Source organism: Desulfobacter hydrogenophilus (genome assembly GCF_004319545.1).
Classification (GTDB): domain Bacteria; phylum Desulfobacterota; class Desulfobacteria; order Desulfobacterales; family Desulfobacteraceae; genus Desulfobacter; species Desulfobacter hydrogenophilus.
In genome coordinates this window covers 1706055-1720365 of record NZ_CP036313.1, presented here as the reverse complement: position 1 = coordinate 1720365, position 14311 = coordinate 1706055, and the positions used below count along the sequence as shown (strand labels likewise).

General features: G+C 47.3%; 11 protein-coding genes. 8 read left to right on the top strand and 3 right to left on the bottom strand.

The window, feature by feature from the left end:
* Positions 1 to 54: 54 nt before the first annotated feature.
* The 8 genes from EYB58_RS07300 to thpR all read left to right on the top strand — a co-directional run bounded on the left by EYB58_RS07300 (position 55) and on the right by thpR (position 8591).
* On the top strand, positions 55 to 285 hold the full coding sequence (locus EYB58_RS07300; RefSeq protein WP_111959887.1) for a HypC/HybG/HupF family hydrogenase formation chaperone: 231 nt from the start codon (positions 55 to 57) through the stop codon (positions 283 to 285).
* Positions 286 to 294: 9 nt separating this feature from the next.
* Positions 295 to 2646 (top strand): carbamoyltransferase HypF, encoded by a 2352-nt coding sequence (gene hypF, locus EYB58_RS07295; protein WP_111959889.1) that lies wholly within the window; start codon positions 295 to 297, stop codon positions 2644 to 2646.
* Between the two features lie 52 nt (positions 2647 to 2698).
* Positions 2699 to 3787: a hydrogenase formation protein HypD gene (gene hypD, locus EYB58_RS07290; RefSeq protein WP_111959891.1), complete on the top strand. Its 1089-nt coding sequence runs from the start codon at positions 2699 to 2701 to the stop codon at positions 3785 to 3787.
* Between the two features lie 17 nt (positions 3788 to 3804).
* Positions 3805 to 4818, top strand: a complete 1014-nt coding sequence (gene hypE, locus EYB58_RS07285; RefSeq protein WP_111959893.1) for a hydrogenase expression/formation protein HypE — start codon at positions 3805 to 3807, stop codon at positions 4816 to 4818.
* Positions 4819 to 4936: 118 nt separating this feature from the next.
* Complete coding sequence (gene dksA / locus EYB58_RS07280; protein WP_111959895.1) at positions 4937 to 5299, top strand: RNA polymerase-binding protein DksA; 363 nt, start codon at positions 4937 to 4939, stop codon at positions 5297 to 5299.
* Between the two features lie 28 nt (positions 5300 to 5327).
* Positions 5328 to 6887 (top strand): ribonuclease III, encoded by a 1560-nt coding sequence (gene rnc / locus EYB58_RS07275; RefSeq protein WP_111959897.1) that lies wholly within the window; start codon positions 5328 to 5330, stop codon positions 6885 to 6887.
* Between the two features lie 6 nt (positions 6888 to 6893).
* Positions 6894 to 7958 (top strand): elongator complex protein 3, encoded by a 1065-nt coding sequence (locus EYB58_RS07270; RefSeq protein ID WP_111959899.1) that lies wholly within the window; start codon positions 6894 to 6896, stop codon positions 7956 to 7958.
* A 39-nt stretch (positions 7959 to 7997) separates the two neighbouring features.
* A complete protein-coding gene (thpR, locus tag EYB58_RS07265; protein ID WP_163354585.1) occupies positions 7998 to 8591 on the top strand; it encodes an RNA 2',3'-cyclic phosphodiesterase in 594 nt (197 codons plus the stop codon).
* On the opposite strand, the gene EYB58_RS07260 is transcribed toward thpR, so the two are convergent.
* The 3 genes from EYB58_RS07260 to EYB58_RS07250 form a co-directional block, all read right to left on the bottom strand.
* On the bottom strand, positions 8586 to 10628 hold the full coding sequence (locus tag EYB58_RS07260) for a FapA family protein (RefSeq protein WP_111959903.1): 2043 nt from the start codon (positions 10626 to 10628) through the stop codon (positions 8586 to 8588). The genes thpR and EYB58_RS07260 overlap by 6 nt on opposite strands.
* Complete coding sequence (locus EYB58_RS07255) at positions 10618 to 11130, bottom strand: cob(I)yrinic acid a,c-diamide adenosyltransferase (protein WP_111959905.1); 513 nt, start codon at positions 11128 to 11130, stop codon at positions 10618 to 10620. The genes EYB58_RS07260 and EYB58_RS07255 overlap by 11 nt, the downstream gene beginning before the upstream one ends.
* 435 nt (positions 11131 to 11565) lie before the next feature.
* Positions 11566 to 14289, bottom strand: a complete 2724-nt coding sequence (locus EYB58_RS07250; protein WP_111959907.1) for a CoA-binding protein — start codon at positions 14287 to 14289, stop codon at positions 11566 to 11568.
* Positions 14290 to 14311 lie beyond the last annotated feature (22 nt).

The window sequence follows — 14311 nt, the reverse complement described above, 5'->3', positions numbered from 1 at the left end:
TATACTAGTTTTAGTGATTTAAAAATAAAAACAACGGGATGGAATTTAAAACCTATGTGTTTAGCTGTACCTTCAAAAATTATTGAAATCAACAATGCCTTGGCAAAGGTGGAAGTGGACGGGGTGGTCCGGGAGGCCAGCCTGATGCTGCTCGAAGATGCCGGTATTGGGGATTACGTCATTGTTCATGCCGGGTTTGCCATTTCAAAGGTGGATGAAGAAGCGGCCTTGCAAACCATTGCAGACATGCGCAAGATACTTGAGCTGGGTGGCGACCCGGCCTGACTTTTTTAAATGGGTTCTTCCGGTCTGTCGGCAAAAAAAATTGAAATCTCAGGGGTGGTCCAGGGTGTTGGATTCCGCCCTTTTTTATTTGGGTTAGCCTGTGCGCATCATCTTTGCGGCCATGTATCCAATTCCGACTTTGGGGTGGCGCTGTTTGTCCAGGGTGCACCAAAGGATCTGGATGCGTTCCTTTTGGATATTCCTGAAAAAAAACCGCTGCTGTCACATATTTCACGCGTGGTTTCAACGGATGCCCCCCCGTTGGACCTATCTGATTTTACGATTATTAAAAGCCGGGATACCCGGACCAAATCCGCCCTGATATCCCCGGATGTAGGGGTGTGCCCCGATTGTCTCAAAGAGATGCAGGATCCCGCTGACCGCCGGTTTGAATACCCGTTTATCAATTGCACCAATTGCGGACCAAGATACACCATTATCCAGGATATTCCCTACGACCGGCCACAAACGTCCATGAAATCCTTTACCATGTGCCCGGACTGCCTCAAGGAATATGAAAATCCCTTAAATCGCCGGTTCCATGCCCAGCCCAATGCCTGCCCTGTTTGCGGCCCCCAGGTATTTTTGCTCAACAATAAGGGCAAACGGGTGGACGGAAATGATCCGGCACAGGCCATGGCACTTGCGGCCCAGTTCCTCAGGCAGGGAAAGATCGTAGCGGTCAAAGGGCTTGGCGGGTTTCACCTGGCCGTGGATGCCGCCAATGTAACGGCGGTAGATCTGCTGCGCCAAAGAAAAAACCGCCCCCATAAACCCTTTGCCCTGATGGCAGCCTGGGATTCTCCTCTGTTTGACCATGTTCACATGGATGGGGATGAAAAAGAGCTGATTTTATCCTATCACCGGCCCATTGTATTGTTGAAAAAAAAGGCTCCCGCCCAATCCGTGAGCATGGATCTGGCCCCGAATCTGGCACCGGACAATCTTTGCCTGGGTATCATGCTGCCCTATACACCGTTGCACTATCTGCTTCTGGAAAAAGGACCCGATATTCTGGTCATGACCTCGGGGAACCGGTCCGGTGAACCCTTGTCCATTGACAATGCCGACGCCCTGGATGCCTTTTCCCATATTGCCGACTATTTTCTGCTCCACAACCGGGATATCTATTTTAGGGCCGATGATTCCATTGCCAGGATCCAGAAGGGGAAATTGCGGTTTTTGCGCAGATCCAGGGGATATGCCCCCCTGCCCGTGGATATAACTGTCCCCGCAGATGACAACCTTGCCAATATCCTTGGCTGCGGGGCGGGTATGAAATCCACCATCTGCTTGACCAGGGAACGGTACGCCTTTTTAAGCCCGCACATCGGGGATCTGGAATCGGTTCAGGGCCAAAATTTTTATAAAGCCACCATTAAACATATGCAAAAAATTCTGGATATCCGGCCGGTGTGTGTGGCCCATGACCTGCATCCGGGATATTTTTCCACACAGTTCGCCAAAATGCTCGGGGAGCAAGGCCTGCCTCTGATAGGGGTCCAGCACCACCATGCCCATGCCCTTTCCTGCATGGCGGAAAATCACCTGGACGGCAAGGTACTTGCCCTGATCCTGGACGGCACCGGCCTGGGTACGGACGGGCATATCTGGGGCGGTGAAGTTCTGACCTGTACCTATAAGGGATTTGAACGCCGGGCCCGGCTGAATTACCTGCCCATGCCGGGGGGGGATGCGGCAGTGACGTCGCCCTGGCGCATGGCGGTGGCCCTGTTATATAAGGTATACGGGCCAGGGATAATGGATCTGGAGATCCCATTTGTCCGCTCTTTGGACAACTCTAAGCTTGCATTTTTAATTCAAATGATGGACCGGCAGATAAACAGCCCAATGACATCCAGCACAGGTCGCCTGTTTGACGCAGTCTCCGCCCTTTTGATGATCTGTCATGATATTTCCTATGACAGCCAGGCCGCCATTGCCCTGGAAGCCGCAGCAAATATTGAAGAATCTGCAGGCACCGCCTATCCCTTTGACATAACAACAGGGGCTGACGGTTGCCGGATCATGGACACCGCGCCCTGGGTGAGACCGATGGTGACGGATATCAAAAAAGGGGTACCCCGGGGAAAAATTGCAGCCCGGTTTCAGCTGACCTTATCCAGTATGATGGTGAAAGCCGCCGCAAGGGTGGGTCAGGAAACCGACCTTGACCGGATTGTTCTGTCCGGCGGGGTATTTAATAACCATACAGTATTTTCCCAGATAACCCATATGCTTGAAACAATGGGCTTTAAGGTCTATACCCACAGTATGGTTCCCTGCGGGGATGGGGGCATTGCCCTGGGGCAGGCCATGGCGGCCGCAGCCTTGCAACAAGCAAGAACAGCCATGGGCTGATATAGTCGATTCACACCCAGACTCAACCCACAACAAAACATAAAGGTAATCCATGAGTTTGACATATAACCAGGAATTCAAAGATCCTAAAATTTCAAAGGCCCTGGTGGCCCGAATTCGTGAAAAAAGTACCCGGCCGTTGCGGTTAATGGAAGTGTGCGGGACCCATACCATGGCCATTTTTCGTTACGGCATCCGGTCTGTACTGCCCGACACCATTACCCTTTTGTCTGGCCCCGGCTGTCCTGTGTGCGTGACGGCCCAAAAGGACATTGACGCCTATGTAATGCTGGCACGCAGGTCTGATGTAATCTTGACCACCTTTGGTGACCTGATGAAGGTGCCGGGGTCCGGGGCCAGTCTTGCTGCAGAAAAGGCCAAAGGTGCAGATGTCCGCATGGTCTATTCCATTTTTGATGCCCTCGCCATTGCAAAGGAAAATCCAAACAGAGAGGTGGTATTTTGTGCAGTGGGCTTTGAAACCACCACCCCGACCATTGCAGGGGCTGTGCTCACGGCCAAAGCCCAAGGCGTAGACAATTTCAGCATTTATAGCGCAAACAAGCTGACCCCGCCGGCGTTGGCTGCCCTCATGGAGACCGACGGCGTGGAGATAGACGGGTTTATTCTACCCGGACACGTATCGGTCATCACAGGGCTTGACGCCTTTGCCCCGACCTTTGAAAAATACCGGATACCTTCGGTGGTTACAGGGTTTGAACCCGTGGATATCCTTAAAGCGGTGCTTAAACTGGTAGAACAGAATGAATCCAATGCTCCCAGACTGGTTAATGCCTATACCCGGGCCGTGGCTGATGCCGGGAACCCCAAAGCCCGGGTAATCATGGGTCAGGTGTTTGAAAAGGCCGATGCCCTCTGGCGGGGGATTGGCACTATTCCAAATTCAGGAATGGTGCTAAGGGAATCCTTTTATAAATTTGACGCTGCCAGGAAATTTGACCTGTCGATTCCGGATACCCGGGAGCCTACCGGATGCGACTGCGGCCGAATTTTAATGGGACTGAAGCGGCCGGACCAGTGCCGGCTGTATAAAAAAGCCTGCACCCCCATGCATCCGGTGGGACCCTGCATGGTCTCCAGCGAAGGGGCCTGTGCAGCCTTTTATAAATACAGTCGATAAAAAATAAGGGAAATACCATGAACGATAATGATACGATTCTTCTGGATCACGGTGCCGGGGGCAAGGTTTCCCATGCCATGTTTTCAGAATTAATTTTGCCTTTGTTCGACAACGGACTATTGGCAAAGCAGGACGATGGGGCCGTTTTTGAGGTACCCGCAGGCCGGATGGCGTTTTCAACGGATTCCTATACCGTGGATCCCATTTTTTTCCCCGGCGGAGATATCGGCGAGCTTGCCGTGAACGGCACAGTCAATGATGTGGCCATGTGCGGGGCAGCCCCCTTGTATATATCAGTGGGGCTGATCATTGAAGAAGGCATGAAAGTTTTTGACCTTAAACGAATTCTTCAATCCATGGCCGGGGCTGCAAAAAAGGCAGGTGTCCGGATCGTCACCGGAGATACCAAGGTGGTTCCCCGGGGAAAGGTTGACAAAATATTCATTAACACCTCCGGGATCGGACTTCTTCCGGTGGGTGTCAATGTATCGGGTAACGGAGCGCGGCCCGGCGATAAAGTAATTGTTTCAGGCACCATTGCCGATCATGGGGTCACCATATTGAGCGAACGCGAAGGACTGAAATTTGATTCTGACGTAAAAAGCGATTCTGCACCCTTAAACCACATGGTCAAAGCGGTGCTGGAATCAGGGCATCCGGTTCATGTGCTGCGGGACCCCACCCGTGGCGGGCTTGGTACGACACTGAACGAAATTGCCGTCCAGTCAACCGTGGGTATACGGCTTTTTGAAAACCGGCTGCCGGTGCGCGGACCGGTCCGGGGCATTTGCGAACTTTTGGGGTTTGATCCCCTCTACCTGGCCAATGAGGGTAAACTCATCGCCATTGTACCTGGCACAAACGCAAACAAGGTGCTGGATATAATTCGGCAGGATGAATTCGGCAAAGATGCTGTGATTATCGGAGAGGTTACAGACCAGGATCCGGGTCGGGTGGTGCTGGAGACCCTTATCGGCGGCACTCGGATTGTGGATATGCTAACCGGCGAACAGTTGCCCCGGATCTGCTGATTTTAATGAAAAGTATCCGGATATTGACAAAAAAACTTTACAATAATAACATATATGAATATAGTAATGAACTTTTTAGGTGTCGCGCAAATCCTATTTTTAAGAGAAGGACAACACTATGAAACAAGAAGATCTGGATTTTTTTAAAGCGTTGTTGACTGAACGGCTCAATGAGTTGCTTTCCCATGCCGACACAACCGTTACTGGCATGACCCAGCCCAAGGAAAATTTTGCCGATCCCACGGACCGGGCCTCCCATGAGGCGGATAGAAGTTTTGAATTGCGCATCCGGGACCGGGAGCACAAACTGATTAAAAAAGTTAAAAAGGCATTGGAGCGGATTGAAAACGGTACCTTTGGCCAGTGTGAAATGTGCGAGGAAGATATTTCCATCCAACGGCTTAAAGCCCGTCCGGTGACGACCCAGTGCATCAAGTGCAAAACCCGTGAAGAAAATATGGAGAAGGCTCTGGGAATTTAATTCCCCGGCATAGGCTTTACAGCAGGTTTTGATTGATCTTCACACACATTCTACTGCCTCGGACGGATCCCTGACGCCCAGACAACTCCTTGATTTAGCCAAAGACTCCGGCATCGAGGCAGTCGCCCTGACTGACCACGACACCATTGCCGGAATTCTGGAAATAAAAGATATTGTTCATTCGTACCCACTTGAATTTATCACCGGTGTTGAAATTTCCTGTACGCCACCGCCTGAATTCAAATCATTGGGCAGCATTCATATGCTAGGATATGGCTTTTCAGTTTATGACTGTGGTTTAAACGACGCATTGGCCCGTGCGGCAGAGGCCAGGGCCAACCGAAATCCCCAAATCATTGCAAAACTAAATGGATTGGGAATTGACATTACCCTGGACGAGGTGAAAAAACGCTTTGACACCCGCCAGATAGGCCGGCCCCACATTGCCGAACTGCTTGTGGAAAAAGGCTATGTGTCTGATTTCCGCAAGGCCTTTGATCTTTACCTGGGTAAAAATAAACCCGCCTACGTTGACAAATTTAAAATATCCTGCAAAGAGGCAATCAGACTAATTCTTGATGCCGGCGGTCTGCCGGTCCTGGCCCATCCAGGTATCATTGATTTTCAACAGCCCCATGACCTGGATACCTTTGTAAATATGTTGGTCAATAACGGGCTGGCAGGAATTGAAGTCTACTATGCAGGACATGATTCAGCCTTTAGAAAACATCTGTCCGACATTGTAAACAGTAAAGGCCTGGTGGCGACCGGAGGCTCTGATTTCCACGGCAGCTTCAATAAAGGTGTGGATCTTGGCCGGGGCAGAGGCGATTTGAATGTGGACATGTGCGTGTTCAAATCGTTGAACGACCGGTTGCAAGAAATCCAGGCCATTTCTCGACTGGATCTGCTTGAACAAAATCTCGATTACCGGTTCCAGTCCCGCTCCTTTTTATCCAACGCCCTGTGTCATCGCTCCTATCTGAATGAAAATCAGGATATCTGTGATGCGGATAATGAGCGCCTTGAGTTTTTAGGTGATGCGGTTTTAGGGCTATGCGTGGGGCATCTGCTCATGGAAAAAGATCCTTTGAAAAATGAGGGAGACCTTTCCCGACTGCGCTCAAATCTTGTCAGTGAAACAGGCCTTGCGCACATTGCCCGCAGGATTGATCTGGGCCGGTTTATTAAGCTGGGTAAGGGGGAATCCCTTTCAGGCGGCAGAGACAAAAATTCCATTTTGTCAGATGCTTTTGAGGCTGTGGTTGCAGCCGTGTACCTGGATGCCGGATTTGACAGGGCACAAACCATGGTGAACCGTCTTTTTGACAAACCCGTGCAGCAGGTTCTGGCCTCATCGGATTTCATTGATTATAAAAGCGGTCTCCAGGAATTTACCCAGGAGCATTTTGGCAGAACCCCAGATTACACCTTGGCCCAGGAGAAGGGCCCGGACCATGACAAAACATTTGAAATCTGCCTGAACCTGGATACCGTTGCCACCATGGGTACCGGAAAAACCAAAAAAGCCGCTGAACAGGATGCGGCCAGAAAAGCATTAACTCTTTTAAACCGGAATCTTGAATAGGCTTTCATGTCCCCGCCCCTGGTAATTCCTTTTTTTATTCCCCACCAGGGATGTCCCCATTTATGCGTTTTTTGTAACCAGCGTCTGATCGCAGGACAAACGTCAGAAACGCAGACGTTTGACAGTGAAGCCTCGCGTCTGTCTGATGTTATCCATACCTATCTTCAATTTAAAAAAAATCGTTCCCGGGTGGAGCTGGCCTTTTTTGGCGGTAATTTTCTAGGACTTGAATTGTCCAGGATCCTTGCATTGCTTAAAGCGGTACAGCCATGGATTCGGCAAGGACAGATCCACAGTATTCGCTGTTCCACACGTCCGGATACCGTCACCCCCCAGGTTCTGGATCTTACCCGGCCCTTTGGGCTTGAAACCGTAGAGCTGGGTGTCCAGTCCATGGATGATCGTGTGCTTGCTCTGGCCGAAAGGGGTCACACCAGTGAGGATACCCGAAAAGCCCTGGCTCTGCTTAAAAAGAATGGCCTAAAAACCGGGGCGCAGGTGATGGTTGGACTGCCCGGGGATGACGATTTCGGTGCTTTACGTACAGCAGAAGAAATAGCAGAACTTAAACCGGATCTTGCCAGAATATATCCGCTTCTGGTGTTGAATGGTTCCAGGCTTGCCCAATGGTACCGGTCCGGACGATATGTGCCGTTAAGTCTTGACAAGGCTGTTGATCAGACAAAAAAAATGGTCACGATCTTCAGGGGTGCAGAGATATCAGTGGCACGAATAGGGCTGCAGGCCACACAGATGATGGATGATACCGACCAGATGATTGCAGGGCCATGGCACCCGGCATTTGGCCATCTGGTATTATCGGCTCTTATGTTTGACCGGACCTGTGAACAGATTGATACGGTTCTTGCCGGCCGGGAAAGGATTGGAAAGCCAGGTGAACAAAAAAGTGTCGTGCTCCAGGTACACCCGAGGTCTTTGTCCCGGCTCCAGGGCAACCGGAAAACGAATTTTGACCGGCTGGTCCAAACATACCCGGGAATCTCCTTTATCATTGAGAGGGTTGAAACCCTGGATGTAAATCAGGTTCATGCCCACATCGTAAACGAATAATTCAATAGTTGTTCCACATGAAACATTTTGGAGATCTGCTTGAATTCTGATAAAAATATTGAAGATGGCGCAACAATCAGATGTTTTATAGCAATCGTTCTTGACGGGCATACGAAGCGTCAGTTGGGCCGGGTACAGAGAGACATTCGTTCCACCGGCATTCCTGCAGGATGGCCTTCAACTCAAAATTTTCATCTAACCTTAAAATTTCTTGGAAATATTTCAAAACGGGCGCTACCCTGTATTAAAACAATGTTATCTGAAGCGATTGCTGATAAGGCTCGTTTTAATATTACATTTAACAGACTTGGCATTTTTCCAAATGTACACCATCCTAAAGTTCTCTGGATTGGGCCGGATAAGACAAATCCAAAAGAGGTTGCTTTGCAGCGCGACATTGATTTAAGACTGAATAAATGCCACCCGTTTGTTAAAGAGAAAAGATTTTCACCACACATCACTTTATCTCGGGTACGCCACTATGTAAAACCAGGCACATTAAAGAAAGCGCTTAAAATTGAAACAGGCACCATAAAAATTCCTGTAAACCAGGTCCATCTGATAAAAAGCCAGCTTTATTCCTCCGGGGCTGTTCATTCTTCTTTATTCCATGCTAATTTGAAATCCTCATGATTTCTGCAACAGTGGGGTAATTTGTAATTCAGGAGCCCTTCCCTGCCCCCACTTCTCTTCAACCTTGAAACCGTCTTTATTGCCCGAAAGTGATAAAAGTTGGTAAACACCACCCAGCATGCTACCGGCATAGGCCTTTTCTTTAATCTCAATAATCGGAACACCGATTCTTTCCTTTGACTTTTCCAAATATGCAAAGAGCGTTTTTTCATGTGAAAGAATCTCTTTTTCTGTCTGGGCAGTTAATACGGAAATCTTTTTTTCCAGTTCCACAACACATGCATCATGCTCTTTTTTGGAAACATTCATTGTTTTCAATGAAACCAGAGAACTGTTCATTCGCTTATCGTAGGATGAAATTAGGTTCTGGATGTTTATCAGGATTTTCTTATTTATATATTCTTTTCTTTTATCAAGTTCAGATAACAGCGCATCTTTTTTCTTCTTGGCCTTGTCATGAAACGCTTTAAGCGCGATCATTTTTTTAAAGATTTTTTCTGCCTGGGACTGGTGGTCGCGCTTTTCATCTTCGATATCATCCAATTTGCCAAGAATAGAATCCATTATATCCAGAATGGTTTGCACAAGGCCAATAGCATGGTGTTCCCCACCCGCAACAATAGTGCTTGGCCTTGACCGTTCACTCCCGACGCCGGAGAGAAGAACCCCACCCTTTGCATAAATTTTTGATGAAATCACCTTGCATTTCGTACTTTCAAATTTTCCGCTGCATCTGATCTGTGAATCAATAACTTCATTTTGAACATAAACATTACCAAAGGTTTCTATTTTGCTGTTATGCACATACCTGGCATAGACATCACCCTGGGCCCGAATCGTCGCACCCGTAACACCGACTCTAATATGGATATCGCCTATGGCCTCTATATTTGCACCCCGAATCTCCTCAGCACTGACCTTGCCTGCTGTTATTGAATATGCGCCGGTAATCGTCCCTGATACTGATAAATCGGCATAGGATTCAATGGGTCCGTAACGATAATCTGCATCTTCCAGGATATGAACCACAGGATGAATAAACATTCTTCGGGCAGCTGAAAGCGCAGGCATTCCGGATTTGACGGCAAGAATTTTCAACTTGTCCCTTGACCATCTGGTATTTTCGCCACAACGAACAACAAAATCATTTTCTGATAGAGCGTTTATAGTTTCACCATACAAGTTCTCAACTTGAACTTTTATGGCTGCATTGGTCTGTTCGGTGAGAACGTTCCCCTTTTTTTTCTCTATTGGCTTGCCGTTATCTCCACTTATATGTAAAGAAAAATTGCATTGCCGCTTCAAAAAAATAGCACAATCCACCCGGGCAACGGGGAATTTCTTAACACCGGCATCAAGGAAACACTGAATAAAAGGATCAGGATACACCCCGTTAACAATGCCATATGTCATAGCAGCATCTTTTACCTGCTTTAATGTGATCACAGTTTCATCAGGATGGCGTCTTTCTATCCAGGCAGTCAGATGATCTGAACTGACGATGATACTTAGTTCAGATTGCTTTTCAGGCTCCCCGCCCCTGCCCTTTTCGCAAGTTTCAGATGATTTGCTTTTTTCATAGGATAAGTCATAATCATATTTATTAAACAGATTCTGCTCTTTGAGGATTAAATCTTTTTGTTTTGTTGTTAAAATATGAGTTTCAACAAGAAGATCACCGATAAGTTTTTTATGTCGTGATTTTTTAAATTCATTTTTTTGTAATTCCAATGCCTGATTGATATCGCCCGTTGTGGCAAGGCCTTTTTCAACGGCAATTTTACCAAATTCTTCACCGCTTTTGCGGATAATTTGATACTCTCGGATCAGCTTAAGCAACCCCAGTTGATACCGCGTTGCCATGCCTTCATCACGCAACAGTTCTTCAAAATCAGTCTGCTCTTTTTTAAAGGTGAAAAGTTGTAACAGATAAGCATGCTGATCCTGGGAAATGGTGCCGTACTTTAGTGCAAGATCTGCCAATGTCGGAATATTATTGGCCTGTTCCGCATTGGTCTTATTTATTTCATTTTTCAATTCCCACCCTGGCTTCAACACCTTGTTGATAATAATGTTTGATCTGTGTCATTTCCGTTACAAGATCCGCTTTATCCATAACAGACGCAGGCGCGTAGCGTCCGGTAATCACAAGTTCAATATGCTCGGGTTTTATAGCAATCAGATGTAAGAGGTCTTCCTCTGAAAGTAAACCGCAAAAACAGGCTATATTGGCCTCCTCAGCGATAACAAGATCATGGTCTCCTGATTCAATGATGCGACATAACCGTTCATAGCCCTGTCGGCAACTGGCTCTTTCTGCATCAGAGGGTTTTTCTTTAACAAATTGCCCGGCGCCATATTGTTCAACAACAATATTATCAAATTTCTTCAGTGCTTTTATTTCAGAATACATGCCCTGTTTCATAAACTGAACAATGAAAACCTTAAGTCCGGCTCCAGCCGCTCTGAGTGCAAGACCAAGGCTTGCGGTTGTTTTTCCCTTACCATTGCCCGTGTAAACTTGAACGTAACCTTTCACGAAACCGTTCCTTTGCTCTTAGAATCGCAGATTAAATAACTTGAACGAAATAGCTTGCCTTTTGGCCCATCTACTTCGTTGCATCAAAGGTCCAATAGGCTTGGCTATTCGATCTTTAATGCGCCTTGTAGATGAACCGAAATTCGGCGTTATTTCTGCCCAACTTATTTAATCTACGGTCCTTAGGTGATCAATTATGATTCATCCACAGTTTCATGTGAAACAATTGAAGAATGTCTTTAAAATTCATCTAATTATTGATACCAGAACTATGCAGGATATTCTACTCAAAAGAATGAACACGCATAAAAAGCGTTGGGTGAAAAATGCCGGATTATAAAAATAAAAAAACTGAGCAGGTTCATAAGAACCTGCTCAGTTTTTGTATATCGAAGAAAGTTAAAAAATTAACTTTCCGCTAAAAACAATGGGATATTACCCAACAAACTCAACCTGGCTGGCAGGAGTACGGGTATCCATTGCATTACCACGAGCTTTGTGGTCAGCAATTTCAGCAGAGCAACCAACCATACGACCAAGCAGAAACATGATAAATGCTATGTCCTGCATTGCCTTGGCATCAATTTTTCCGCTGTTAACATCTTTCCACAGAAGGTCAAGGGAGATCGTTGCGATAACACCATCAATATTCACGCAGAATACATTCTTGGTGGCGCCAACTTCAAACATCTTTTTAACCAGGTGATGATAGAATACCTGGAAGTGATTGATCTCATTTCTTTCAGTGAACAGTTTGTCCATGAAAACTTCACGCGGATCGTAGTTGACAGGTTTGCCTTTGAATACGGGATGGTTTACGCACGGGACCTTGAAGTAGTTCATGATACCTTCGCGTTTTGCAGTTGTTTTGGTTTCCAGGTATTTTTCAGCAGTAGCCTGGGCCAGTTCTGCAAGTTTTGCTTCGCGTTTTTTTGCATCTGGTTCCAGGTACGGGTCAAAGTCGCCAAAGGCGTCTTTGAGGAACTTGATGGCTTCAAAACCGTTCCCACCATGGTCACGACCAGTGTTGCACATCCAGCCGGCATAGCATGTAGCAATAAAGTTACCGCCGCTGACGGATTCCTTGCCACCCTTGGCACTAATGGTACCCGGGCCATTGGACATCAACAGGTTAAGCAGTCCGTTGATGGCAAACTGTTCTCTTGCATCGCAGTCACGGTTGAACAGCAGTTTAAAAATGCTTGTTGCGAAATCGGTGTTCAGCAAGGACAGATCACTGAGTTCTGACAAGGATTTGTAGAAATCGTTGACTTCATACTGGGGTGCGCAGCAACCTACAATAACACCGTTGCATCCCAGGTAAGTACCAACCTCCAGAGCGGTTTCACGGGTCATCTGCCTGTTAACCAGGGGTTCCCATGTAACGCTGAGGATCATGGCAGCCAGAAGCAGGTTCAGTTTATTCACATCACCATTGGCTTCGGCATATTTCTGGGCATATTTGGTGAAGATGGTTTCCAGCCCTTGTTTGGCCAGTAATTCACCGAAGAACGCAGCAACTTCTGCATCTTTAGGCGTTGTTTCACCCTGGGGCATTATACCCTTCTGTGACAGCTTTTCATCAACAAGCGCGTCATTTACAGAAGAATTTCCATGGATATCGACATAGAAAAGATTGATCATTTTGTCGGTCATCTCTGTCATGTCGCTGTACAATTTGCAGTTACCGGATGTGATAACAGCTGCGCCAAGATACCCATTGGGCAATGTGCCATTGGCGCGGCCTCTAGCAGCAACATCCATATACCCTGTGCCGACGGCTGAAAAATAGTTCATGATGGCATTGGCCAGCGGAAGCTGTTTCTCATCGGGAAGAACTGAGGTTACAGCAAAGAAGTTGGAAAGCGCAAAGTGTTTTACAACAAGATCGAGAACCGGGATACCATGTACTTCGGTAACATCGGTTTTTGGATTCATCCGGCTTGCACCGGATTTGTTGCGCATAACTTCTCTTGTCAGCTGGGCACCTACCTGATTACCAAGTTTTCTGATGGCATCATTGTAGGGTTCCATGGCTTCTACGGCTTCCATATGCAATTTTGCAGGGAAGTCAATACCCTGCTCATTCACAAACCAGGGTTTCAGGCTCAGGTCGCCCTTGGGTGCAAAATCAGGTTTTTCTCCGATCTCTTTATACAGAGCAGCCATAGCTGTGGGCGCATCCGAAATGGAGTCAATTCTGACACCCTTTTTGGAAGCTTTGGGGTTTTCAGGATCAAACAGACCCATGCCAAAGTACTCATCAAACCATTTCTCTTTTGCCAGGGCATCATCGCCACCACCGGCAATAGCGCCGGCATGACCAACCGCACGGCTCAAGTTGGCTTTCCAGCGTCCGATTACGCATGCGACAATCGGCTTGGTGAATTTAAGGGTGCCGTCTTTGATCCAGTCCAGTGCCATTTTTTCATAATATCCGCCGGGTTCAATATAGCAGAAGATCGCTTTGGTCCGGGGGTCGTTTTCAGCGCAATGGAGGAATTCTGCGAAGGCGAACTGGATATAAAGATCTTTACCGGAACTGAGTACAGTTGAGGTACCGAAACCGGCTACTTTCAAGTATTCAGGGATGGTTGTACTGAAGTTACCTGAGTTACTGAAAACCGCAACACTTCCTTTTACCAGACTTTCACCCGGATTATTACCGCCCAAGGCACCACCAACACGCACTTGCTCCCAGGAGTTACCAATACCCAGGCAGTTTCCACCAAATACGTCGATTTTATGCTGTTGTGCAATTGCACGGATAAACTGAGAATCCTTAACAGATACTTTTTCTGTCAAAATTACAATTTTCGTCAGTTTCGGATTCTGTGCAATCAGTTCAGCCGCAGCAGCAGCAACTGCGGTAGGCGGCAGATAGATAACACCTGTATCAAATTCGATACCGGCATCAATAATTTCTTTAACACTACCATATGCGGGGATATCCCCAATTTTGGTTTCCAGTTTTCCACCGGATTTTCCGTACTGAACACCAGCGACAATGTTACCGCCACTGAATTCGTGTGATGTGGGGGTTACGCCTCTACTTTCACCACCCAGAAGATTCATCACGATGCACCGTGTTTCTTTATTTGCTATTTCTTCTAGGCTATTTACGCCCACATAGTATGGGAACGGATTAGTTTGGCTCATAGCTTCTCCAATAAAAATGATT